Below are 24809 nucleotides of genomic sequence, written 5' to 3'. Positions count from 1 at the left end.
CTCTATGCATGTGTAGTAATGCGTTTGTTTAACGTCTCTTTTACCGCTTCAATAATATCCGGCACTTGTGGTACTGCTGCTTTTTCCAACTCAGGGTTATAAGGAATTGGAACTGCTTTCCCACCCACACGTTTGATAGGGGCATCTAAATAATCAAACGCGTCACTTTCAGCGATAGCACTAGCAATTTCTCCACCATATCCCCCACGTTTCACCGCTTCGTGGACAACTACTAATCTACTGGTCTTCTTTACAGATTCTACAATCGTATCTGTATCTAAAGGTACTAGTGTACGAGGGTCAACTACCTCTATGCTAATCCCTTCTTTATCGAGCTCTGCGGCTGCTTCCAACGCCTTATGAACCATGATAGCGGTTGCGACAATTGTTACATCTGTACCTTCACGCTTAATGTCTGCTTTTCCTAATGGAATGGAATACTGCTCTTCCGGAACATCACCTTTTGTTTTATAGAGGAGCTTATGCTCATAAAAAATAACTGGGTTATCATCATCCATCGCTGCCTTAAGTAATCCTTTAACATCATATGCGGTAGATGGTTGGACAACCTTCAAACCAGGAATATGGGTCATCCAAGCTTCAAGACTTTGTGAATGTTGAGCAGCTGCCCCTGTACCTGAACCTGCTGGTGTACGTAAAACCATTGGAACTTTTCCTTTTCCACCGTACATATAACGTAGTTTTGCTGCCTGGTTTACTATCTGATCCATTGAGATCGTAATGAAATCCGAAAATTGCAACTCTAGTATTGGACGCATCCCAGTTAACGCTGCTCCGATTGCTGTACCTGCAATTGCAGATTCAGAGATTGGCGTGTTACGTACGCGTTCTGGCCCAAACTCTTCAATCATGCCACGTGTTACACCAAACGCACCACCGTACACACCAATATCTTCACCAAGGATGAAAACATCTTTATTTTCTCTCATCTCTTGACTCATCGCTTCTCTAACCGCTTCTAAATAAGTAATTTCTCTCATCTTTTTTCCTTCCTCCCTTACCCTTTATGCATAAATGTCTTCCATCAGCTCATCAACGGATGGTTCTGGACTATTTTTTGCAAATTCAATAGAGCTTTCAATTTCATGTTTTGCTTCTTGCTTCAATTGATCAGCCTTCTCTTCTGTAAGAATTCCTTCGTCGATAAGCAATTTACGTAATCGTGCAATTGGATCTTTTTCTCTCCACTCTTTTTCTTCTTCTCTTGTACGGTATTTCTTAGCATCACTCTTAGAGTGACCCTTCCAACGATAGGTTTTTGCTTCAATAATTGTTGGACCTTGCCCATTACGAGCACGTTCTACCGCTTCATTGACGCCATTCATGACATCAATAATGTCGTTACCATCTACTACTTTTCCTGGTATGCCATAAGCAGCTGCACGATCTGCGATATTTTCTATATTAACCATTTCTTTTACTGATCCTGACATGCCATATTGGTTATTCTCACAAATAAATACAACTGGTAAGTCCCAAATAGATGCTAGGTTAATAGCTTCATGAAAACTTCCTTCGTTCGAAGCACCATCTCCGAAGAAACAAAGAACTACATAGCCCTCTTCTTTCATTTTTGAAGTTAACCCAGCTCCAACTGCAAGTGGAATCCCACCACCAACAATTCCGTTAGCACCTAAGTTGCCTTTATCAACGTCAGCAATGTGCATCGAACCGCCTTTACCTTTACAGTAACCTGTTGTTCTTCCGAATAACTCAGCCATCATCTTGTTAACCTCTGCACCTTTAGCAATACAGTGTCCATGACCACGGTGTGTACTAGTAATCTTATCCTTATTTTCTAATACTGCACATGCACCAGATGCGGATGCTTCCTGCCCAACACATAAGTGTGTCGTGCCGTGAATCATCCCTTTTGCAAAAAACTCATCTACCTTTTCATCGAAATAACGAATTAACCACATGTCCTTATACAAATCTACTAATTTCTCCTCCGTAATTTGAGGGGGAAGTTTTACAGTTTTGATCATCAGTTTTACCTCCTGTTTACATATGTTCGTATGTGTTACCTTTGTAAACATCATATAATTATTCCCACTTTAAGTCAAGATGATTATCAAGTAAAATTCCAGTTTAAACTTATTAATCCAGGCATAATAGACAAAACCACTCAAGTGTATTATCATCTAAATATGCTGAGCATAAGTTATGTATTTACGAATGTAATCAGTTGTTACATTTTAACTAAACATTGCAAAATAAAGGATGTGTCTATAAATGCTAAATTGGGAAGAAAGGCGACAGTTAGTGAAAGTCGCTACCCTCTATTACAACGATGGTTGGACACAGGAACAAATCGCCAAAAAGTTCGGTGTATCACGGCCTGTTATTTCAAAGTCTTTACAAAAGGCCAAGGAAGTAGGAATTATTGAGGTATTTATTAAGGATGAGAGTGTTCATACAGTTAATTTAGAGCAAAGCCTTGAAAAGAAATTTAATTTAACTGATGTAGTAGTTGTATCCATATCAAGCCTCACTCCAGACATGATTACACAATCCGTAGCACAAGCAGGGGCATATTATCTATCAAAAAAAATGAAAGGCGTTAAAACAATTGGCGTTTCTTGGGGAACTACATTATCTGCATTAGTTAACGAATACCCTTACGAACTGAGAGAAGGTGTAAAAGTAGTTCCATTGGAGGGCGGAATGGGAAGAAAAAGGGTCGAAATTCACGCTAATCAAATAGCCTATGAGCTTGCCAAAAAAATAAGTGGGACATGTTCATACCTTTATGCACCAGCAATTGTTGAAACTCAGGAGTTAAGAGAGCGACTAATGGGGATGCAGGACATAAATGAAGTTTTAGAGGAGGGAAGAAGTGCAGATATTGCAATCACTGGTATTGGAAATCCATATAAAGTTTCTACATTAGAGATGATCGGATATTTACAAGAAGATGAGATTGCCCAGTTAAAAAAAATGGGCGTTGCAGGTGATATGGGGTTCCGATTTTTTGATCAATCTGGAAATACGATAAATAACTTACTTGATAAAAAAACGATAGGAATATCGTTGGAAGAGCTAAGAAACATAAAAATGGTAATTGCTGTAGTGGCTGGTTCCCATAAAGCCGAAAGCATTCTAGCTGCTTTAAAAGGAAAGTATATCGATGTGTTAATAACCGATGAACAAACAGCCACTTTACTGTTGCAAGATGAATAAAGTGAAAGGTTTTACAATGCTAGACTTATTTTTCTGAATACAAACTTTTTAACTAAAGAACACACATTTGATACATCCATATCTAAATGTGTGTTTTTGTAGTCTATTATAGCTATACGAATATATTTTAATTAATAATACTTTTCAATTCTGCAAAAACGTCAATTGTATAAGTTGCTTTATCTAGTACATCATTAGTTCCATATCCATATTTACATCCCACAGTTTTGAGGTTATTCGTGAATCCAACTTCTATATAAATCATATATATTTTAGTTCAATAAGAGGTTGTTCAAAAAGTAAAAAGGTCCTCTCATTAGTATTGAAAATGACCTTTTTACGCAGATTATTTTTTAAATAATTTACCTTACAAATTTAATCAATTGACCAGGTTCCAGCTTTGGTGTTTCTCCCTCTACACAAATAGTACCTGGTAAATCAGGTTCATCATGACCAAATTTAATGGTACAATGACCTAGATCGTGTAATGTTTCATTTGCCTTCTCACCTACAAAAGTTACCCGATAGTTAGCCTCGCCAAGGATTAATTCATCCCCTACTTGCACTTCACCTTTCCACTCGCCTTGCTCATGAATAGCCGATACATCTTTCAGCTCATCAGGTACAGTATCGTTAAAGATGATTAACATATCTGCTTGTAAAATTTCTTCTAAGTCTTTACCTAATTCTTTAATTACTGAGCTGTAAATTGTACTCATAGCGTCCCCCTAAAGCTTGTTTTTTTACGAATATAGTCCAAAGCTAAATACATATGCAATAAGAACTGCTACTGGTCCGGTAAACTGACGAGAAATCAGTACTGCTGGAACCCCAACTTCAATAGTATCTGGTTCAGCTTCTCCAAGCGTTAAACCAACCGGAACAAAGTCACATCCAACCTGAGGATTGATTGCAAATAAAGCTGGTAAAGCAAGCTGAGGCGGTATATTACCACGTCCTATTTCCACACCAATTAACACCCCAACAACTTGAGCAATTACTGCACCCGGACCAAGTACTGGTGAAAGGATTGGTATCGCACAAATGACAGATAATATGAGCAATCCAACTATATTTCCTGCTAAAGGTGAAATAACATTAGCAATAAAGTCACCAATACCAGTATAATTGATAATACCTATTAATGTACTAACAAAAGCCATAAATGGAAGAATATTTTTTATTACCTGTTCTACCGTTTCTCTACCAGCTTGATAAAATACGTTAACGATTCCACCCATTGCACGTCCTATTTTTTCAAGTAATGGCACTTTCCTTTTCTGGGTATTTGTATAGGTTGCCGCTTTTTTCTTTGCTTCCTCTTTTACCTGCTGAGTAGACTTACTGTTAGTAGTAGAAGGTTCAGCAGCAATTCCAGTACCATCAACCGATTCAATATTATTTACTTTAACACCCGAAACAAAGTTATCTTCTTTGATAAATTGCATTAATGGTCCTGACGGTGGTGTAGCTGTCAAATTTACAGTTAAGATACCCATTTTTGGATAGACACCACATCTTGCTGTTCCACCACAATCAATAACAGCACACGCCATTTCATCATTCTCAACCTTTTTCGTAAATCCATCTACGGCAATACCACCGGTCATTTCTGCGATTTTTTCAGCAACTGGATCAATTCCTCCCCCAGTAATAGAGACAATATATTTCTTTTTATTCGTAGGCTCTATTACTAAAGGACCTCCCCAGCCATTTGAACCCTTTATAACTTTGACTGCTTTATATTCACTCATTTTATCTCCTCCTTAGGCTTAAGTTATTCTTATGCGGCGCCTTGCTCTTGCCTGTCTTGATCTCGTCTTTGCATCATGCGAGCAGTAATAAATTCGGTTACAACACCTCGGATTAAAATAACGATGATACCAACGATGAAGAAACGAATTGCTAGTGGCCCTAATGATAAACCTAATTCAGTAATCCCTGCAGCAATACCCATGTACACAAACAGCTCTGCTGGGTTTGCATGTGGGAACAACCCTGTTATTGGGTGTACGAAAGACACAGCCGAATCATAAAATGCTGGTTTTTGCTTTTCCGGTAGAAACTTACCAAATGTATATGCCATCGGATTGGTTAAGAAGAATACAGCCAATACTGGAAATAGTGTATACCTTAGAATAAAATACTTCGTGCTCTTTTCTGCCAGTCTATGAATTCTTTCTTCCCCAACCAATCGTATGATAGCGTTTACAAACGTGATTAACACAATCAAGGTTGGTATAATACCGGTGAATAGCCCCATAAAGGTATTTCCACCCTCTTGGAACATACCAATAAAATCTTCTGCTAATTTAACTAAAAAATCCATTAAACATCCTCCTTGCCTTTATGTTGTATTTTTGTTTAATTGACCCTCAATATTTTTGATAGCCATAGAGATAGGAACCTGTAAATCTTCTAGTTCCGCTTTATCTTGTAAATGATAAATAGATTCTCCAATGATTTCATTAAATGTTTTAAATCGTGCAAATACAGTTACCCCACTCATCAATTGACTATCAACGATTGTACCATCTTCATCACAAACAATAATGACAACTTTACCTACCCCTAGTTTACGTTTCTCTACCCCCGCTCCTAGATAACCAGAAGCTCTTTTACTCATTCGTTTAATCGTATCCCGATAATGTTTTACCTGAACCTGAGTTAGAATAATTTGTAATAACCATATTCCCGCGAATATTGCTATGAAGGCTCCCCACAAATCAACCCCCTCCTTTTAACTATTTAGAGTCTTAAGTAAAAAAATTTATAAGAACTAGTAAATACTAGTTTTATATCATCATATGGAAAGCACATCATTTATCCCCTAACAGTCCTTCTGCAGTTAACTCATCAGTAATTAGAACGTGGATAAGCTTACCTTGAAGAGCAGCTTTAATTGCTTCAATTTTTTCCTTACCACTTGCAACACCAATAACTAACGGAATTTTCTTTAGTTTATCTAATTCCAAAGAAATAACTTTCTCATTCCAAGAATTTAATGATGCATTCCCCTCTCTATCAATAAAGTTATAACATATATCACCTACGACTTCGGGATCATTAAATTCACCTTGGTTGCCTTGGCTCAAGTATGACTTAACCATCGTAGAGTGTTTTGGTGCACCACCAATACCTACTACAGCAATGTCCGCTTGACTTCCAATATGAAAAATATTTTTAATAGATGACTGGTTAATAATAATTTCTTTTGCTTCCTTAGAGTCTACCATAACTGGTACATGCAAAAGATGATATTGAGCATCCAAACTTTCAGCTAGCTTTGCCACAATATGATTAGCATGAATATCTACTCTTTCGTCCCCTACCCCACCCACAAGTGGGACGAAACTTAAATCCTTATATGGTTGGGTCGAATTCATTGACGTAGCAAATTCATACAAAGTAGTACCAGAAGAAACACCTACGGTTTCATTACCTTTAATTATTCTCAAAAGGTATTTACTTGCCGCTGATCCTAATCGGTTTTTCGAATCGTCACTCTCAATAGTAGGAACACACATTACTTCTCTGAGATTATACTTTTGTTCGACTTGTGATTCTAGCGGCATTAGTGGATGGGTAACTGAATCATGTATAATTATTTCCACAATACCTAATTCTTTTGCTTTTGTTAAATACTTAGAAATCAAAGAGCGGCTTACACCAATAGTCTTTGCGATTTCCGATTGTGTTTCTCCTTTTTCATAGTACATATAAGCTACTTTTACTAGTAATCTTTTGTCTTCTAATAAAGCCATCGGAACCATCCTAACTTTTGTTTTTTATAGTTAATATACTACTATAATTTGACTTCTAATAGAATGCACGTAGGAAAGTTCCGTAGTACCATTTTTTACTATTAATTTAGGAACAATTGATCTTGAAGTTTTCTTAGTTTCCAGACAGTAGTCGATGGATCTAACTCAATATCATCTTCCGTTAAAAACTGTCCTTCTCTAATATCTTTCTTTGCGACAACTTTACCACTTATAAGTCCAATAGGAATATGACCATTATTTTTCATATCCTCATGAGTCTCCAATACTCCACGAACAGAAAAACCACCAATTCCATCCAATGATTCACCGGCCTTGATATCCTGTTTCGCAACTGTAACTGTTTCGGAAATAGGAGCACCAAGCGGATGGATAGATGTATCATGTTCAAGAACTGCTTTTGCAATTGTTATAGGAGTTTCTAAACTAGCTAGGTGATAAGGGCGATATAACGTGTAGTGCGGACCATGATTTTCGTCTACTTTAAGAAGATAGCGAAGCTCCTCTTCCACCGGTTCCAGTTCACTCTTAACAATGACGAATACACCTGGAGCTAATCCATCGACATATTCAATTACTCCTAACTTATCTAAAACGCCACCATCTTCTTTTAGGTTTAGCTTCTCAGCAACATTATCTAAGTTAGCCGATACTCCGTGCATCCCCACTTTATCCGGTATCAGACCAATGGCATTACTTAAAAGATTCATTTCTGCCATTGTTTTTGTTCCATCTTGGAAAGCAGCAAGCATGTGCGCACTCATATTTTTCTTTTTTGCTTCTGCAGCGCAAGTGTCAGGATTGGAGTTTGGTATTAGCGGATTATTTTTGCCCTTACCTGCAACTACCACTTCCATTCCCATTGTTTTAGCAAATTCATAGAGCTCTACTATTGCAGCTGGTTCATCCCCAGCAGACCCAGAGTAAACTAACCCAGCTGATGTGAACAATTGATTCATAGCAGATCCGATTGTAATATCTACTTCAACGTTAAGTAAAACCAAATGTTTCTTCGATCGCAACGCTTCTAGAGAAATATTGGCACCAACCTCGGGTACACCAGTTGCATCAACAATTACCTCTACATGTGGTGATTGAATGACTTTACGATAGTCAGTAGATGTAATAGTCGTTACTTTCCTTTTTTCCTGGGACTGATAAAAATCTCTTGCTCTGTTTGCATTATTTTCATTTACATCACAAATTCCAGTTACAACCATACCTGGGATTCTAGTAATCTGGGATATTAAACCAAACCCCATTTGACCAGCCCCTATGATTCCAACTCGAACGTGCTGCGATTCTCGCTCTCTCTCTTGCAGCTTTTGATAAATAGACAAATTTATCCCCCTTTTTCATGTCGTTTTGATTTAAATAAAAATATTAAGTAATTATAGCCTGTAACATTTGTTACGTTTTATAACATTTGTTATTAATTACACTTTTATTATAGAAGGGATTTTTAATAAAGTCAACATAAAAAGTCAGACTATTTAATATTTAAAGTTTAAAATAGGAAATTATTACCTAGTGGGGATGGTTTGCCTATTTTAGTGTAGCATTCACAATGACCTTGTTCATTTCAGATTTTGACAATACATTGCTTCTTCTTGCCATGTGTTTTACCTCCTTGAACACGATTTTACGAACACGATTTTCATCTAAAAAATCGTATGCAATGAACAACAAAAAACGGTTTGACATATTCGTCAAACCGTTGATTTAACAGCACTTATTAGCTGTCTGTAGTACCGGTGGACTGTACTCGACTTCATACACACAAAATTAAAAGTAGTTTCGAATTGTTGTTAATACCCTCTCTAAATCATGTTCATGTAACTTTCCGATTTTAAATAGTAACTCTTTAAAATGTAAAGTGTTTAATTTAGAACATCTAACGATGGAAGGTTTATCTAAGCCTGCTTCTTCCCAGTATTCAATCGCAACATCAAACTCATTTCTTGTATGTTGACTCGTAACTGTCGCTATTAGGTGATCTAATTCTACAATTACATTATCATTGCTTACAATAACGACTGGTCTTCTTTTTCCATTTAACTCAACAGTCCATATTTCTCCACGCTTACCTGTTTTACTCATCTTCTTTACCCCAAAACATTTCTTCTTTTTCTTTTATGATTTGCTCTTTTGGAGGTCTGCTATCAAAGTAATTATCAAATAACTTATTAAGTAATTTGATCCGTTCCCCATTATCCATTTCTTCGATCGCTTTCATTATCTCATCAGCAGTCATTCATAACCACCTCATTTTAATAAATAATTTATTCAAATCAATTATACAATAGAATTAAATTTTAATAAAACAATCGTCAACTGTAGAAAAACAGGAAAAAAGTAAGAACATTTAACTTATGTCCTTACTTTTACGAGAAATAATATTTTGTTTTTTTTGCTTAGATTCGATACCGGTGGTCGGGGTCGAGGTAACCTCACAAACCATTATATTATAAGGATTGTTAGATAACTTGTGCATAATTTGTGAATTATAAAATGAGTGTGAATTAACTCAGGTTAATGCTATGTTACCTACCTAAGTTTTTAAATTTATTTCGTTTCATAAGTTAATCTCTAATTTCATCTACATTCTCATAAACTGTATTATTCAACATCTCATATTTTATTTCTTCTACTAGTTCAAGTACATTTTCTATTTTAGGTTCTATTTCAATAAACTCTTTAAGAAGTTCTTCTCCACGGAAATTTAGATGTCTGAATTTCAAATCTTGTTCTTCGTGTAATTCTTGCAATACCACACTCATTGTAGCATCTGTGTCTCCATCATCTCTTTCACGAAATCTATCCCATACTCTATCATCATATGAATTCAAATATCGTTCAAAAGAATCTAACTCTGAAATAAATGATTTTAAATGTTCTTTTATATCTTCCTTTATTGATTCCGCTTTTGTTTCATCAAAGATATATTTATATTCATCACTTATGTCATTAATAATCCGAAACAAAGAGTCATCTAGCTCTTTAAATCTAGACCATTCTTCTTCTGGAAAATGGGCATCATCAATACTAAAAGTTTCAAATTCTGGCACATACGGTGGGTCACCTAAGAATGTAAAAAGGTTATAACGTAAATTATTAAAGACTCCTTTCATAGTACTTTGTATCTCTTCCATTTTTATCACATAGTCTGAGGTGGCATATCTAATAGAGTTATTTTTAATAACTTCAAAGATATTATTTTTTATTCTTTTTATATCATTCATATCATTAATTATAAAACCTAATTCAAGTTTATCAGAACTTGCATCGGAAAAGTTTTGCGAACCAATGTATGCTGTTTTATTTGCTTCTTCGCTGTTTAAAACGATTAGCACCTGTCAATACTAGATTCTAACTAATAGAATCAAAGGGTGATAATTCATGAGTATTGAAGTCCAAGATATTGATAGTGTTTTTCATATCTCCGAACCGTGGTATATTGAAAGATGTGTATTTGATGAAGAAAAAGAGTGCTTACATTGTTATATTTCTTTTCGCAAAGGAGCTACTTTTAGTTGTTCTAATTGTGGGCAAGAACTTCAGAAAGTATATGATATTGCTGATCATAATCGAACCTGGAGACATTTGAATTTTTTTGAATATCCATGCTATATCCACGCTGAGTTACCACGTACGGAATGCATAAATTGCGGTAAAATTCATCGGGTTCATGTACCGTGGGCCATTAAGCGGCGTTCGAACTTTACGTTGTTGTTTGATGCTTGGATTATTGCAATGGCAAAGGATATGCCCATGAGTGCAATCAGCCGACTTGTCAAAGAACATGATACGCAGTTATGGCGTATTCTCCACTATTACGTGGATCAAGCTATTGCAGTACAGGATTTATCGCATGTAACCATGATTGGAACTGACGAAACCTCTGCTAAGAAAGGGCATAATTACGTAACCATTTTTATGGATCTTAAAAAAAAGAACGTCATACATGTGACAAAAGGCAAGGACTCCAGCACGTGGGAAGAATGTAAAAAACATTTGGAATCCCATGGCGGGAGCTCTGAAAAGGTATCAGAGGTGTCGATGGATATGTCCCCTGCTTTTATTAAGGGAGCAACAGAAAACTTTCCCAATGCAGCCATTACCTTTGATAAATTCCACGTCATTCAGGCTGTAAATCAAGCGGTAGACCTAGTGCGACGACACGAACGTCAAAGTAGTGCAGATTTAAAAAACACGCGATACATGTGGTTGAAAAACGAAAAAAACCTAACCAAAAAGCAAAAGGAAAAGCTAGATCGATTAAAAGACTCTGATTTAGATACAGCCAAGGCCTATCGTATGCGTATGAGTCTTCAGGAAATGTATAATTACCCTCCTGAAATTGGACCAATTGCGTTAAAAGAATGGATCCAATGGGGGCTGCGTTGCCAACTGAAACCCATGGTAGATGTGGCAAAAATGCTGAATAAACATTATGATGGCGTCGTCCAATGGTTCAGCTCAAAATTGAACAATGGACTGTTAGAAGGGATTAACAGCCTGTTTCAAGCAGCAAAACGGAAAGCAAGAGGCTACCGCTCAGACAAGAACATTGTTGCCATGATTTATTTACTAGCTGGAAAGCTGGATTTCTCGCCACAGTGTCAATAAAAAAGAATGAGTAACAGTATGGAGCCATGCGTCGCTCACAACCGAACCCATTCCCTTGTCCATATATTAATATAACCACTTTTTTGGGCATTATTCATGTAACAGGTGGAGAATGCCGAGTGAGCAATTGAACTCATTCCCTTGTCCGGTTTTTGATTCTATTAGACAGCTAGATTATTCATTTTTCTATAAAATCATCGTTAATGGCGAGGAGCCAAAGAATAACTATATCTCCATCTTAATTGTCGCTTTCCATTAAAGTGCAACCTCTTCAAACATTCAGTTTTTAGTTAAGTTATAATATATCTAGCGTATCTTTCTAGAATTAAAAGTAGTTCTTCTAAGTATCGATAACCCATCTTATCAATACCTAGATTAAGGACGAAAAAAGCGGAATTTAAATAGTCTAAGAAACTATGGGCATTTTCTTAAAGAGCCGCTTAAATATGAAATACTCACAACAGAAAGTAAAATTTTATATGATTGCAGACGATTTGATAGGAGGATGAAAGTAAAACATGAGCAACGATTACGAACTTCAAACGCAACAATCAAATGAACTATCTACTCATCTCCAAGAACTACAAAATGAAGCACGTGAACATCTAACAAACTCAAAAGCCAACAATACGAAAAGAGCCTATGGATCTGATTGGAAACAATTTGAAGAATGGTGTCAGTTACATTCCGTTTCGTCATTACCAGCTGAACCAGAAACGCTCGTGTATTACATAACAATGCTTGGGAAAATCAAAAAGGCCTCAACAATTAAACGAAAAATGGCGGCAATCTCTCAACGTCACGAAACTGCAGGATATTCAAGTCCAACCAAGACCTCCCTCGTGCGAAATGTATGGGAAGGACTGCAGCGAAAGATCGGCATTAAAGAAGAAGGTAGGGAAGCACTTTAGCTTCATGAGTTGCGTCAAGTAGTCGAACACCTTCCACACGATAAATTGATTGGAATTCGGAATCGCGCCTTACTTGTTATTGGATGGGCAGGAGCCTTACGACGAAGTGAATTAGTAAGTTTAAATATTGAGGATATTTCCAAAACACGAGACGGACTGATTCTCCATTTAAATCGAAGTAAAACTGATCAGAAAGGAGAAGGACATGATGTGGCATTACCTTTTGGTTCGAATCCGCTTACTTGTCCCTTTCGTAGTTTTGAAGATTGGATATCAGCATCAGGGCTTATAGAAGGACCTGTGTTTCGACGAATGGACCGACATGGAAATATCATGGATAGATTATCAGCTCAATCGGTACGGTTAATTGTTAAGAAATGTTGTGAGGAGGTTGGCTTAGACCCGAAGCGTTATGGGGCGCACAGTTTAAGATCAGGATTCTGTTCGCAGGCTGCTCGATTTGGAAAAGCTGAACATCAGATTATGAAGCAGACGAGGCATAAGCGAAGTGATTCGTTGAAGCGATATATTAAAATAGCAAATTTATTTGAGGATAATGCAGCTAGTGGGATTGGGCTTTAAATTTGTGAACAACAAATAAAACGGCCAAAGCTCTTTTAGCATGGCCATTTTATATTAAATGAACATTTGTTGTAAGTATCCTTGTTTTTGTTTTCTCAATTCTTCTATTCTTTTTTCTTCATTAACAATTTTCAAATCAAACTTTATGAAAAATTGCCCAATCTTTTTTTGCTCCTCAATATTTGGGAATTCATCTTTATATTTCAGAAAATCTTCAGGTTTTACAGCCATTCTTTCGTACACAGTACCTTCTTCATATTTTCGGACCTTTTGAATAAAATCATTTCTACAAAGATAATACTCCATAAAATTCGAATCAAAACCTGATTGTACCTCAAACGTAACATAAATTGGAGAGAATATTGCAGATCCCATTTTATTTCTACAAATTACTCCGAATTTTAAATTTGCTGGATTATAACAAATGTCATCTAATTTGGTTATCTTATACTTTTTATCTACTGATGTTACTAAAAAATCTCTGTTATATCTATCAGTTTTAAGAGATATACCTTCTTTAGAAAGTGAAGCGTGTGGATATTCTTTTCCTTTCTGTGCATAAAGCTTCCTTTCCTTTAATATTTTAGTAAGTTTTTGGGGTTTCCAATCCGGAAAATCATTCCCTTGTTCATCTTTAAAACGTATTTCTCTCCTAAAAAGCTTTTGAAGTAATCCCTTCTTCTGTTCACGTAAAGCTTTTACCTTTTTTTGTTGCTCCTCGATACGACGATCAAGTAAACTCAGGAAATCAGCAATCTTTTGTTGCTCATTTTTACTTGGAATATTCAATTCAACTTTTTTAAGAGAATTATTATAAAGGTGTACAACGGAAGCTCCTTGAGCTAATTTTGCTAAATCTTTTTTTCGAGCAACATTTAGTTGATAAGCTATGAAACGCCCGTCATACTCTTTAGAAGGACGTATAATATTTAAATCCCCACCAATTAATACATTATCGACCTCTAACGTAGCAGCACATGCAATATCCAGAGCGCTCTCACCAGAGGCTGGTATTAATATATCATTTTCGAAACCTTGCACTCCTTTACTGGTTGAATTAGTTTTACTTACTACTGTCCGAATAACCGACTCATAAGTAGTGTAAAGTTCACCATAAAGTACACAAGGTGTACCGAATGTAGACAAATCTGCTTTAGATAATCCACTCCCTTTAAAAAAGTTACCTATTCTATCAAATCTTACTGTATGCCACTCATCTTGATAATCACTAAAACGAATTTGAGGTGTTCTCATTATTATACCCCCAACTCTTTATAGTACTTAGCAAGCTCAGCATCAATTTCTTCAAGTTCAGTATCAATTTCATGAATACGAGTGTGAACAGAATGCAAATCAACAGGCTCTTCTTCTTCAAATGTATCTACATAACGTGGGATATTAAGATTATAATCATTCTTTTTAATTTCTTCCAAAGTTGCTAAATTTGAATATTTATCGATAGATTTTCGATTAATATAAGTTTGTACTATTTTGTTAACTTGTTCCTCACTTAAATCATTCTTATTCTTACCTTTTTCAAATTCATTAGATGCATCAATAAACAAAACATTTTCATCATCTTTGCGACATTTCGAGAATACTAATATACAAGTTGGAATAGATGTACCGAAGAAAACATTTGAAGGCAATCCAATGACTGCATCCAAATAGTTCTTCTCTGCAATCAAGTGTTTACGAATAATGCCTTCTGCTGCACCTCGGAATAGAACTCCATGTGGTAACACGACTGCCATTGTACCATTATCATCTAACTGATGAATCATATGCTGTACAAATGCATAGTCTGCTTTAGATTTTGGTGCTAATTTACCATAAGCACTAAAACGCTCATCATCTAAATACCTTGAATCCCCACTCCACTTTGCACTATAGGGTGGATTTGCAACAACTGCTTCAAATCGCATATCTACATGATGTGGCTTGGATAATGTATTATCATTTTTAATATCAAAATTCTGATAAGATACATCATGAAGCAACATATTCATTCGAGCTAAGTTATAGGTTGTAGCTGTTAATTCTTGTCCATAGAATTTACGTACATTTGCTTCTTTGGCAACACGTAACAGTAATGAACCAGAACCACACGTCGGGTCATAAACACTTTTTATATCTGACTTTCCGACCGTTACAATCTTAGCCAAGATTCTTGATACTTGTTGAGGTGTATAGAATTCTCCAGCCTTTTTTCCTGCACTTGCTGCGAACTGAGAAATCATATACTCGTATGCATCACCTAGTACATCAATATCTACATCATCGTGAAGGAATGGAATATCATTGATACTAGCCATAATCTTAGCGATAAGCCTTGAACGTGACTTGACATCACGTCCTAATTTTGAAGATGCTAAGTCCATATCATCAAACAAGTTCTGAAAGTCTTCTTGACTATCTGCTCCAAGCGTTGACTCTGTGATTGTATTAACAGCTTTTTGTAACATTTCCGTATCAAACTTACCTTGATCACCTTTACCAATCTCTTTAATCATATTGGAGAATAAATATTCTGGTTCGATTACATAACCTATTTGTTGAATCAGCTCTTCTGCTAATGCTTCTCGCATTTCTTTATCCTTCCAAGCTTCTTCAAACGATATATCATCTTCTTCTAATAATTTTGTAACACGGTATTCCGTCTTCTCCGATAAATAGCGATAAAAAATTAATCCAAGGATATAATTTTTAAATTCATTTGCTTCCATTTGTCCTCTTAAATCGTTTGCCATATTCCATAGTTTTTTATGTAACTCAGCTTGTTGCTGACGCTGCTTTTCAGTTAGTGTCATTTATTTTCCTCCTTGAGATAATTGATTGATAATTGTTTTACTAGCAGTTCTTCTAAATGCAATTTTTCATTAATCAAACGTCTTTTTCGATCAAGTATTCTATTCATATTACCGATCATTTGCTGCTTGTTAATTGAAGGTATCTCTACTTTTAAGTCTCTAAGCATTTTAATAGAAAGAGCTGCCACTACTGTGCCTTGTGTAGCAATTCGTAATTGTTTCCTACATGAAGGATGTTCATTAATAAACCACTGTAAGTAAGTTACATCCAACCTATTATCTAAAGGTTCAATAATAGCAAAATTAGATGGCACTAACTTACCTGTATATTCTTTTCGAACAGCTACAGCTTGATGAGACTGTAAATTAATAAGCACCATACCCTCTTTGGTCATAGGGAATTCACGATATCTTTCCTTTAGGACATGAATGTCTTGAGGCTTTTCTTTACTACGATAGTATTCTTCACCAAGACTCTCATTCATTTCTTTCATAGTGTAAAGGGACATTTTTATTGAGTCATCAGAAGGATGTTCTTTTATACGTGAGAGAATCGATCCTTGTGATACTTCTGCATAATCTTGTAATAACAATAAACCACCTCAATTCTTTGTTATTTTTAAAAATAACAATATAAAACAAGCTTTTTAAAGCATAATAAAAAACAGCAGAAAAAGCAAGTGTTTTCTGCTATTTTTTAAAATAACAATTATAAGTATCGGGTTGTATGTTCAGTAATAAACTCAGCTATGTTCTTTTGGAGCCTCTTTTTCTTCATAAAAGGAAGTTTAATCGTGTCACTAATTTCTTGATTATCAATTATTCCACTATATTCATATTCTTCTATAAAATACTGAAGTTTTTCTTCTGCAATATTAAACTCTTCTGATGCTTTTTCAATTTCTTTTGAACGCTCTTCTTGTTCAAATTTATTATAAGAATCATCAACAGAATCCTTATTTGTCATAGTTGGAACAACTTTACGTAAGAAGTTCTTAATTAAATCTACTTTTAAACGTAATTCTTCATTATCCGCACGGTCAAGTTCTTCTTCAATTTTTCTGACAGACTTCTCTCGTTCTTCTTCATCATCAAAATTAATATTTCTAATTAAGTTCATGATATAACTAACATTTATTCGATCAGTATGCATTAACTCAATAGAGAAATCGACGTTAGCTAAGATTGATTCTTTAGATTCACTCTTTTTAACTTCATCATAAATTCTTAGATACTTACTCTTATAATCTTGATAAGTTTGCTCTTCAATGCCTAGTTTTTCTGGATCAAATTCAAAATCCGTAAATGTCTGGAGTTTCACTAAGTTTTTAGTTAATTCACGAAAGCTAACAATAAACTTATGTTTATCTTCTTCTCTTTCTAATTTATCAACTGATTCAGGTGAATCTGCAATTTCCTGCACTTTATGAAGAGCTGCTTTAAACTGTCCCAAATAATCTTCATAACTTTTCATCAATACATCGTCAACACTATCAGTCTTTGAATATAAACGAATTGCTTCATCAGTATTTTCTTTTAGGTTTCTATAGCAAACGATATTTCCATAAGGCTTTGTTGCTTTATCCACTCGATTAGTCCGTGAATATGCCTGAACTAATGTATGATATTTTAGGTTTCGATCTACATAAAGTGTATTTAGCTTTTTACTATCAAAACCTGTTAAGAACATATCAACTACAAGAAGAATATCAATTTGAGCCGTTTTAACTCCTTTAGAAACATCCTTAAAATAACTAGGGAAGTTATCCGTTGTAAAGTTCTTATCAAAGATTTTATTATAATCGCTCATCATACGTTCTAAGGTATCACGAGAATGTTCTTCTCGATTTTCATTATCCTCATTAGGGTCAAAAGTAAAGATTCCAGCAATCTTTAAGTTGTGACCTAATTTTTTAAAAATATCATAATACTTAATAAGCATCGGGATGCTTTGAACAGTGAATAAGCCAGTATAACCCTTACTTTTAGCCCTTCTCTCATGAGTATCAATGATATTCTTAGCAATTAATTCTAACCGATCCTCATGCATCCAAACTTCGTCAGTTTTTATTCCTTTCACACGCGATTTATCCTCATTATCAAAATCCACGTCAAATGTCTTAATATACTCGACTGAAAATCCTAAAACATTCCCGTCATGAATCGCATCTTTGATTAAATATGTGTGCAAACACTTCTCAAACAAATCAGCTGTTACACGTCCGTCCTGACTTTTATTCTCCTCAAAACGAGGTGTACCAGTAAATCCAAAGTACTGTGCCTCTTGGAAATGTTTTGATATTTCTTTATGCATATCACCAAATTGACTTCGATGACATTCGTCGATGATAAATATAACACGTTCATTTCGATACTGATCCATTATCTTTTCATATTTCTTATTCTTAACTGCATTAGACATTTTTTGAATTGTTGTCAGAATAAGTGGTTTTGTCGTATCTGAAATTTGTTTTACAAGCATATCCGTCTTATCCGTCTCATCAACCGAATCAGGTTCAAACTTATTAAACTCTTCCATTGTTTGTGAATCTAAGTCTTTACGGTCTACTAAAAAGAACACTTTTTTAATATCTGGTTCATTAGCAAGAACTTGGCTAGCTTTAAACGAAGTAAGTGTCTTACCCGATCCGGTCGTGTGCCAAATATAGCCATTATTTCTTGTATCAAGAGCGCGTTTTATTAAAGATTCAACAGCAAAAACTTGATAAGGTCTCATAACCATCAAGTTCTTTTCTGTTTCATTTAATACCATAAAGCGGGCAACCATTTTTGCCATATAGCATTTTTCTAAAAAGGATTCGGTAAAGTCATTTAAATTTGTTATCCGATTGTTTTCAGCATCAGACCAATAGAAAGTATGTCCAAATAAAATATCTGCATCAGAGTTTGCAAAGTATTTAGTGTCAACACCATTACTCACCACGAATAACTGTAGAAACCGAAATAATCCTTTAAAAGAGTGCTTACGATACCGCTGAATTTGATTAAAAGCTTCTTTAAAATCTAAACCTCTTCGTTTCAGTTCAACCTGTACTATAGGTAATCCATTTATAAGGATCGTCACATCATATCGATTCTTATATTTACCTTCCATTGTCGTCTGATTTGTTACTTGGAAGATATTTTTGCACCACTCTCTTGTGTTAAAAAGTTCTAAATAAACTTCTGTCCCATCATCTCGTTGAAACACTTGTTTATCGCGTAATAGCTTTGCTGTTTCAAAAATACTTTTCCCACTTACCTGAGTTAAAAAGCGACTAAATTCCTCGTCTGTTAATGGATAATCCTCTAACTTCTTTTTATTAAATCTATTCAATTGTTCCCTAAAATTTTGTATAAGTGCATCTTCATCGTTAATAGTTACTCGCTCGTATTGTTGACGAACAAGTTGTTCAATCATATGTTTTTCTAATTGTGCCTCTGATTGATAACTCATAAGTTCCGTCCTCATTTCAAAATATTTCAATACACTTATTTTAACACAACTACAATTTTGTAGGCACCTTGTAATAACTTTACTTAATCGTTGATATATAGCTATTCCCCACATTATTTTGGTGATATTTTTTAACTATATCTCATTCATCCTTATAAAAAATATTAACTTTTGGATGCTAGTATAGTTTCATGGACACAATTTAGTTAAGTTTCTATAGATTTGTTAGAATGTTTATAGAAAGGTTGTGTCCATATGGGAAACAAAAATACGGGCAAAAAATATAATGAAGATTTCAAAAAAATGATTGTTGACCTTTATAATTCCGGAAGTTCGGCTAAAGACTTAAGCAGCGAATATGACGTGTCAGAAGTAACTATTTATGCATGGATTAAGAAGTTCTCTCCCATTCAAACAGAAAATGGTAACACTGTTACAGCTGATGAGATTGCTAAGATGAAAAAGCAAATGCTTAAGCTGCAGGAGGAGAATGAAATTTTAAAAAAGGCTATGGCCATATTCGCGAAGAAGTAACACTTTCAGAAATAACTACTGTCATTGATAAGTACAAGGATGAACACTCCATTCAACAAATGTGTGATGTGTTAGATGTGCCAAGAAGCACTTATTATCAAACTAAATACCAAGTGGAGTCTAACCGTGATCGTGAAAACAGACAATTAACCGAACGCATTAAAGATATTCACTCGGAAAGTAAACAGCGCTATGGTGCACCTAAAATCCATGCAGTCCTTCAAAAAGAAGGCTTTAACGTGAGTATCAAGCGTGTACAGCGTTTAATGAAGGAGGAGGGTATTCGCTCCATCATAACCAAGAAATTTAGACCTACTCCAAGTAAAGAAAAAGTGATTGAACGAGATAACATTTTGAAACGAGACTTCAACACAACAAACCTAATCAAAAGTGGGTCGACGACATTACGTACATTAACACGTTGAAAGATGGATGGTGTTATTTAACTTCTGTGATGGATTTGCATTCTAAGAAAATTGTTGGTTATGCATTCTCACGCTCCATGACAACCGACTTAGTATTAAAGGCTTTAGACAATGCTCATGTCACTCAACAACCTAATGACGGAGTAGTGTTTCACTCTGACTTGGGATCACAATATACAAGTGAAGACTTTACGGAACGCATTAAATCTTATGGAATGGAACACTCCTTTAGTCGTAAGGGTTGTCCCTATGACAATGCCTGTATTGAATCATTCCATGCGATTTTAAAGAAAGAAGAAGTCAACCATGTAAGATACCTAGATTTTAACGTCGCAAACATAGAGCTATTTAAATATATTGAAGGTTGGTACAACCGTAAAAGAATACATGGTAGTATCGATTATAAAACGCCACAAGAGCTTGAAAATGAACTAAAAGCGCAGACGGCAGCATAGACCAGAATAGAGAGCCGGCTTTACATGGAGAGGTGAGCATGATAGCCTCACCTGGCTTGCCAGCATGAATTTTAAATAAGCTGGCTTCCTGGCATAGAAATCGTGCTCACAGAGGCTCCTTGTCAAGCCACCTTATTTTCACTGAATTATTTAGCTAGAAAATTAACTTTTTTGTGTCCAAATTATTGACGTAGATCCAATCTCCTTGTAACAAAAACTATTGTATTCTAAACATATATAAATAGCCCTTGTATTATAGTTGGTTTTTTTCTTCATCAAATAACTTTTGTTTTTTTATTGAATTAAATATTTTATTACAGTATAGTTATCGTATTTTAAAATTACAATGCTACAAGGTAGAAATCTTACTTTTTTTCACTGGGAGCTTTGTGCATTTTTGTGTGCATTTTTTTATCAAAACCTATCTATTTCTATCGTATTCCCAAATATAAAAAACACCCATAAATGCTGTTAAATCAACATTTTTGAGTGTTTTATCTTGACGTAAATTTACTTGGTAATACCGGTGGTCGGGGTCGAACCGACACTCCCGAAGGAACACGATTTTGAGTCGAGAACCGCCCAAAAATAAAGGACAAACCTTTATATATCACAGCTCTAACATCAATTTTTATGATTTTTTGCAAGTAATCCACGCTTGATTACTTTTATTACATCAATTTTTATCAAAAGGAGATGTATTTATTGGGAAAGAAACGGTTTAGGCGTAGGAATGAAAACAAAAATCTAATAGAATTGTTCGAGGAATTTCAGTTGGAGAACAAAACTAAAAACTTATCACCCAAAACTATTAGGTCTTATGAAAACAATTTAATCCTCTTTTTTCGATTTATTGAGCTTGAGGGCCTTACCTCCCCCTCGGACATACACAAAACGGTTTTGGAACATTTCAAAAGGTGGTTGTTGGATAAAGATGTTAAACATACAACGATAAACACTTATCTCCGCCATACTCGAGCATTTTTGTATTGGTGTATGGGGGAAGATTACATTGAAGATTTTAAAATTCAATTAATCAAAATTGATGAACCACAAAAGGAACCATATACAGATGATGAGATCAAAAAGCTTTTATCACCGCCCGACTTAAAAAAATGCGGTTTTGTTGAATATCGTAACTGGATAATGGTTAATTTCTTGCTTGATACGGGAGTTAGATTAAATACTTTAATAAATATTACCGTTTCAGATGTAGATTTGGAAAATGGAATTGTTTTATGTTCAACGAATAAAAACAGAAAAGTCCATTATGTACCTATAAGTGATGTTTTAATAAAATTGATTGGAAAATACATCAAAACATTTGATTTAGAAAAAGATATGTATTTATTCCCTAATGAAAGTGCAGAACAATTAAAATCACGAAGTGTCCAAAGTACGATTTCAAAATATAATTATTCTCGTGGGGTATATAAAACATCAATTCATGCTTTCCGCCACACTTATGCTAAAAATTATATCCAACAAGGCGGAAATTCATTGAAATTACAAAGGTTATTGGGTCATTCAACTTTAGATATTACCCAAAAATACGTCAATTTGTATTCAAACGATTTAAAAGAAGGTTATGATGATGTTTCCATATTAAATAAATTGAACAAAAAGAATAATGGTTTTAATCGTAAACGGTAAAAACATAATAATAGCAGATTAAACCACTTATGATTGCTCTATTCCTTTTTCTTATTGTACCAACTTGTTATATACAGTAAAGATAATTGTAGCTTTTTATGTTAAACTGAATATAGAGATTGTGAAAGATTGTTCTTAAACTAACGGAGCAGGTTAGTTCAAATTCTGTTTTATATAAATAAAAGACGGTGAAAACGCACCGTCTATAATTAGCTATTTATTTTGTGTTAATTCTTTGTAATAAAGGTAATCGACTTTATGCTTGGTAGCCATTAACTGTGAAGCCAAAACCGCCGTATAAACAGTGGTTAGTACAATTGCTCCAACACCAAGACCTTTAAGGTTTATCTTATTAGATGTACTCATTCCATTATTGCTTGTGTTCATTCCATTATTACTTGTAGGTGCTTCTTCCATTTTATTGACCCCCTCATTTGTTATAGGGGTAGTATTTGTAACGGCATTTAAACTTATACTCAAAAAATAACAGGCAGGTTCTAAAAACTTTAAACTTGTGAACAAATGTACTTAAACTAATGGGTGCTTTAGTTGAACAAGACGATACCAAAACATAACACTTGGATACTAAAATCCAAGTGTTTTTGTTTGATATTTGTACTGCTATTTTGAATGTTATATTACTCAGCTTTATTATGTTATTTCACCTGTTTTTTATTTTCTATAAGGTATCGGAATTACATACTATCAATAATGGCGCCATCCTTTTATTAGGGAACTAATCCCTTTATATTACCGTGATTTTTATCGAATGTATCAAAATGATAGAATTGATACATGATTAGCCTTTTAAAAAACTTGATTAGCTCAATGTTTCTAACAGTTCTCGCTGTTTTGTCGTGTTTTATATGTAACATTTCAAATGGTAGATTTTCATAAAATGATACAAATTAATCTCTAACAACTGCCAAATAAATATTATATAATCTAATTGAACCAACAATGGTTCTTTGGATGTCTTACTGCTATTAATATCTAATCCTTATTGAATTGCACTTTCCATATTGGGAAGTGCTTTTTCTTTTGCATAAAAATAGCCCATGAAATCGAGGGGAATGTTAAACTCGAAATCATGGGCTTATAACAAGGAGTCTAAATGGCATTGGGTATATTTCATAGGAAAGGATCTTCCTTGTTCATTTGTTATATACGAAATCAAACAAAAATTTTAAGGAAATTATAAAAAAAATAGCCCATCAATTTTGATGGACACATTCCGTTGAAACAAACCGTAAAGAAAAAGACGAACCATAAGAAAAAGGAGTGTTCTGTTGTAAATGACAAACTTTAGCAAATTGTATTAATAATGTATTTCCACCTCGAGTTCATTATATGTTAATATTACCCGATACTCAATCAAATTTCTATAATCCAAAACCATCAATGGCTTTATCCATAATATCATCATTTATTCCAATATATCGTAAGGTTACGGAAGGTGCTGAATGATTGAATATTTCTTGGAGCAGTACAACGTCTTTATATTGTTGATAAAAATGGAAACCAAATGTTTTCCTCAATGTATGAGTTCCGATTTCACCTATTCCGACTCTTTCAGCAGCTGCATTTAAAACACGATATGCTTGTACCCGTGAAATTGGTTTTCCACCTTTTTTAGATGGAAATAGGTAATCTTCATCATGCAATCCTTCAACATAATCTTCTACCAATCGTTGAGCAACTGGAGCAAGCTTCAATCGTTTGGATTTTCGTGTTTTCGTTTCTTTTAAAATGATATGGGTTTTCCCTTTAATATCTTTCACTTTCATTGGCAAAATATCACTTATCCTTAACCCAGTATTAATGCCAAAACAAAACAGAAAATAATCCCTATATGATGAGTGCATTAATACGGTTTTCATTTGTTCGATTTTATCCTTTTCTCTGATTGGTTGTACTGCCATTATATATCATCTCCCATTTTAGAATTTAATAGATTTCGTTGCTATCGGTTTTTAATTGTTTTGAATGTATTTATATTGATTGATGAAGAAAACGGCGTAGCAAACGAGCTACACCGTTCCTAATGTTATTGAATGACAACTACAACAAAGTTCACGAGGTTATCTGTGTATTCGTTTGGATCATTGTTAATGTAATTTGATTTCAACCACCCAGCACGGTCGTCTGAGTTCATGTAATAAAATAATTTATCAAATACTTCCATTTGTTCTTCGTTGAAATTGCCTAATACATAAGTTTCCAAATAATCATCTTGGGTATAACCCGAGTTTGGCGTTAAATTTTTCCAATTGCAGTCGTATCAAGGGTTAGAGGCATGTAGAAAAAAGCTTGTTGTCACTACATGCTCTTTTTTAGTTTTTCCACTATTTTTTTAATGCTTGTTTG

At 34.7% G+C, this 24809-nt stretch carries 23 protein-coding genes and 1 pseudogene; 6 read left to right on the top strand and 18 right to left on the bottom strand.

The features are described 5' to 3' along the window. Positions 1-2: 2 nt before the first annotated feature. Both NC797_RS08635 and pdhA read right to left on the bottom strand, forming a co-directional pair. Complete coding sequence (locus NC797_RS08635) at positions 3-1001, bottom strand: alpha-ketoacid dehydrogenase subunit beta (RefSeq protein WP_272436378.1); 999 nt, start codon at positions 999-1001, stop codon at positions 3-5. A gap of 24 nt (positions 1002-1025) precedes the next feature. Next, positions 1026-2009: a pyruvate dehydrogenase (acetyl-transferring) E1 component subunit alpha gene (pdhA, locus tag NC797_RS08630; RefSeq protein ID WP_272436377.1), complete on the bottom strand. Its 984-nt coding sequence runs from the start codon at positions 2007-2009 to the stop codon at positions 1026-1028. 247 nt (positions 2010-2256) lie between these two features. Between pdhA and NC797_RS08625 the strand changes: the two genes are divergently transcribed. Next, a complete protein-coding gene (locus NC797_RS08625) occupies positions 2257-3204 on the top strand; it encodes a sugar-binding transcriptional regulator (RefSeq protein ID WP_272436376.1) in 948 nt (315 codons plus the stop codon). A 362-nt stretch (positions 3205-3566) separates the two neighbouring features. On the opposite strand, the gene NC797_RS08620 is transcribed toward NC797_RS08625, so the two are convergent. The 9 genes from NC797_RS08620 to NC797_RS08580 form a co-directional block, all read right to left on the bottom strand. Continuing rightward, entirely contained in the window at positions 3567-3923 is a 357-nt protein-coding gene (locus tag NC797_RS08620) for a PTS glucitol/sorbitol transporter subunit IIA (RefSeq protein ID WP_272436375.1), read from the bottom strand. Positions 3924-3947: 24 nt separating this feature from the next. Continuing rightward, the gene (srlE, locus tag NC797_RS08615) at positions 3948-4958 is read right to left on the bottom strand and encodes a PTS glucitol/sorbitol transporter subunit IIB (protein ID WP_272436374.1); all 1011 of its coding nucleotides are present in this window, start codon (positions 4956-4958) and stop codon (positions 3948-3950) included. Positions 4959-4987: 29 nt separating this feature from the next. Continuing rightward, on the bottom strand, positions 4988-5533 hold the full coding sequence (gene srlA / locus NC797_RS08610) for a PTS glucitol/sorbitol transporter subunit IIC (RefSeq protein ID WP_272436373.1): 546 nt from the start codon (positions 5531-5533) through the stop codon (positions 4988-4990). Between the two features lie 18 nt (positions 5534-5551). Continuing rightward, the gene (locus tag NC797_RS08605) at positions 5552-5929 is read right to left on the bottom strand and encodes a transcriptional regulator GutM (RefSeq protein WP_272436372.1); all 378 of its coding nucleotides are present in this window, start codon (positions 5927-5929) and stop codon (positions 5552-5554) included. A 94-nt stretch (positions 5930-6023) separates the two neighbouring features. Continuing rightward, on the bottom strand, positions 6024-6968 hold the full coding sequence (locus NC797_RS08600; protein ID WP_272436371.1) for a sugar-binding transcriptional regulator: 945 nt from the start codon (positions 6966-6968) through the stop codon (positions 6024-6026). A 101-nt stretch (positions 6969-7069) separates the two neighbouring features. Next, positions 7070-8326, bottom strand: coding sequence for an NAD(P)H-dependent oxidoreductase (locus tag NC797_RS08595; RefSeq protein WP_272436370.1), 1257 nt, complete (start codon positions 8324-8326; stop codon positions 7070-7072). A 445-nt stretch (positions 8327-8771) separates the two neighbouring features. Then, positions 8772-9086, bottom strand: a complete 315-nt coding sequence (locus NC797_RS08590; RefSeq protein WP_272436369.1) for a type II toxin-antitoxin system PemK/MazF family toxin — start codon at positions 9084-9086, stop codon at positions 8772-8774. Further along, a complete protein-coding gene (locus tag NC797_RS08585) occupies positions 9079-9240 on the bottom strand; it encodes a hypothetical protein (RefSeq protein ID WP_194287382.1) in 162 nt (53 codons plus the stop codon). The genes NC797_RS08590 and NC797_RS08585 overlap by 8 nt, the downstream gene beginning before the upstream one ends. Positions 9241-9568: 328 nt before the next feature. Further along, positions 9569-10339, bottom strand: coding sequence for a hypothetical protein (locus tag NC797_RS08580; protein WP_272436368.1), 771 nt, complete (start codon positions 10337-10339; stop codon positions 9569-9571). Between the two features lie 46 nt (positions 10340-10385). Between NC797_RS08580 and NC797_RS08575 the strand changes: the two genes are divergently transcribed. The 3 genes from NC797_RS08575 to NC797_RS08565 all read left to right on the top strand — a co-directional run bounded on the left by NC797_RS08575 (position 10386) and on the right by NC797_RS08565 (position 13108). After that, the gene (locus NC797_RS08575) at positions 10386-11615 is read left to right on the top strand and encodes an ISL3 family transposase (protein WP_272436367.1); all 1230 of its coding nucleotides are present in this window, start codon (positions 10386-10388) and stop codon (positions 11613-11615) included. A 518-nt stretch (positions 11616-12133) separates the two neighbouring features. Then, entirely contained in the window at positions 12134-12526 is a 393-nt protein-coding gene (locus NC797_RS08570) for a hypothetical protein (RefSeq protein ID WP_272436366.1), read from the top strand. Between the two features lie 9 nt (positions 12527-12535). Next, a complete protein-coding gene (locus tag NC797_RS08565; protein WP_272436365.1) occupies positions 12536-13108 on the top strand; it encodes a site-specific integrase in 573 nt (190 codons plus the stop codon). 54 nt (positions 13109-13162) lie between these two features. On the opposite strand, the gene NC797_RS08560 is transcribed toward NC797_RS08565, so the two are convergent. The 4 genes from NC797_RS08560 to NC797_RS08545 all read right to left on the bottom strand — a co-directional run bounded on the left by NC797_RS08560 (position 13163) and on the right by NC797_RS08545 (position 19375). Then, positions 13163-14362: a restriction endonuclease subunit S gene (locus NC797_RS08560; protein WP_272436364.1), complete on the bottom strand. Its 1200-nt coding sequence runs from the start codon at positions 14360-14362 to the stop codon at positions 13163-13165. A 2-nt stretch (positions 14363-14364) separates the two neighbouring features. Beyond that, positions 14365-15918: a type I restriction-modification system subunit M gene (locus NC797_RS08555; RefSeq protein WP_272436363.1), complete on the bottom strand. Its 1554-nt coding sequence runs from the start codon at positions 15916-15918 to the stop codon at positions 14365-14367. After that, complete coding sequence (locus NC797_RS08550; protein ID WP_272436362.1) at positions 15915-16511, bottom strand: restriction endonuclease subunit S domain-containing protein; 597 nt, start codon at positions 16509-16511, stop codon at positions 15915-15917. The genes NC797_RS08555 and NC797_RS08550 overlap by 4 nt, the downstream gene beginning before the upstream one ends. A 116-nt stretch (positions 16512-16627) precedes the next feature. Further along, on the bottom strand, positions 16628-19375 hold the full coding sequence (locus NC797_RS08545) for a type I restriction endonuclease subunit R (protein WP_272436361.1): 2748 nt from the start codon (positions 19373-19375) through the stop codon (positions 16628-16630). Positions 19376-19630: 255 nt separating this feature from the next. On the opposite strand from NC797_RS08545, the pseudogene NC797_RS08540 reads away from it, so the two are divergent. Beyond that, a pseudogene (locus NC797_RS08540) lies at positions 19631-20789 on the top strand (IS3 family transposase). A 705-nt stretch (positions 20790-21494) separates the two neighbouring features. After that, a complete protein-coding gene (locus tag NC797_RS08535; protein ID WP_272436360.1) occupies positions 21495-22442 on the top strand; it encodes a tyrosine-type recombinase/integrase in 948 nt (315 codons plus the stop codon). 213 nt (positions 22443-22655) lie between these two features. On the opposite strand, the gene NC797_RS08530 is transcribed toward NC797_RS08535, so the two are convergent. The 3 genes from NC797_RS08530 to NC797_RS08520 form a co-directional block, all read right to left on the bottom strand. Next, complete coding sequence (locus tag NC797_RS08530) at positions 22656-22859, bottom strand: hypothetical protein (RefSeq protein WP_272436359.1); 204 nt, start codon at positions 22857-22859, stop codon at positions 22656-22658. A gap of 965 nt (positions 22860-23824) precedes the next feature. Continuing rightward, entirely contained in the window at positions 23825-24367 is a 543-nt protein-coding gene (locus NC797_RS08525) for a site-specific integrase (RefSeq protein WP_142246137.1), read from the bottom strand. Between the two features lie 122 nt (positions 24368-24489). Continuing rightward, entirely contained in the window at positions 24490-24666 is a 177-nt protein-coding gene (locus NC797_RS08520) for a hypothetical protein (protein ID WP_272436358.1), read from the bottom strand. Positions 24667-24809 lie beyond the last annotated feature (143 nt).

Origin of the sequence: Terrihalobacillus insolitus (assembly GCF_028416575.1) — a bacterium.
Taxonomy (GTDB): domain Bacteria; phylum Bacillota; class Bacilli; order Bacillales; family Amphibacillaceae; genus Terrihalobacillus; species Terrihalobacillus insolitus.
The sequence above is the reverse complement of the archived record's forward strand: the minus strand, read 5'-3'. Positions and strand labels throughout refer to the sequence as shown.

Coding starts and splice junctions, on each gene's coding strand:
- NC797_RS08570 (WP_272436366.1), top strand. CDS start 12,134: ATGAGCAACGATTACGAACTTCAAACGCAACAATCAAATGAACTATCT.
- NC797_RS08600 (WP_272436371.1), bottom strand. CDS start 6,968: ATGGCTTTATTAGAAGACAAAAGATTACTAGTAAAAGTAGCTTATATG.
- NC797_RS08625 (WP_272436376.1), top strand. CDS start 2,257: ATGCTAAATTGGGAAGAAAGGCGACAGTTAGTGAAAGTCGCTACCCTC.
- NC797_RS08560 (WP_272436364.1), bottom strand. CDS start 14,362: ATGAGAACACCTCAAATTCGTTTTAGTGATTATCAAGATGAGTGGCAT.
- NC797_RS08545 (WP_272436361.1), bottom strand. CDS start 19,375: ATGAGTTATCAATCAGAGGCACAATTAGAAAAACATATGATTGAACAA.
- NC797_RS08635 (WP_272436378.1), bottom strand. CDS start 1,001: ATGAGAGAAATTACTTATTTAGAAGCGGTTAGAGAAGCGATGAGTCAA.
- srlA (WP_272436373.1), bottom strand. CDS start 5,533: ATGGATTTTTTAGTTAAATTAGCAGAAGATTTTATTGGTATGTTCCAA.
- NC797_RS08575 (WP_272436367.1), top strand. CDS start 10,386: ATGAGTATTGAAGTCCAAGATATTGATAGTGTTTTTCATATCTCCGAA.
- NC797_RS08555 (WP_272436363.1), bottom strand. CDS start 15,918: ATGACACTAACTGAAAAGCAGCGTCAGCAACAAGCTGAGTTACATAAA.
- NC797_RS08585 (WP_194287382.1), bottom strand. CDS start 9,240: ATGACTGCTGATGAGATAATGAAAGCGATCGAAGAAATGGATAATGGG.
- pdhA (WP_272436377.1), bottom strand. CDS start 2,009: ATGATCAAAACTGTAAAACTTCCCCCTCAAATTACGGAGGAGAAATTA.
- NC797_RS08590 (WP_272436369.1), bottom strand. CDS start 9,086: ATGAGTAAAACAGGTAAGCGTGGAGAAATATGGACTGTTGAGTTAAAT.
- NC797_RS08530 (WP_272436359.1), bottom strand. CDS start 22,859: ATGGAAGAAGCACCTACAAGTAATAATGGAATGAACACAAGCAATAAT.
- NC797_RS08620 (WP_272436375.1), bottom strand. CDS start 3,923: ATGAGTACAATTTACAGCTCAGTAATTAAAGAATTAGGTAAAGACTTA.
- srlE (WP_272436374.1), bottom strand. CDS start 4,958: ATGAGTGAATATAAAGCAGTCAAAGTTATAAAGGGTTCAAATGGCTGG.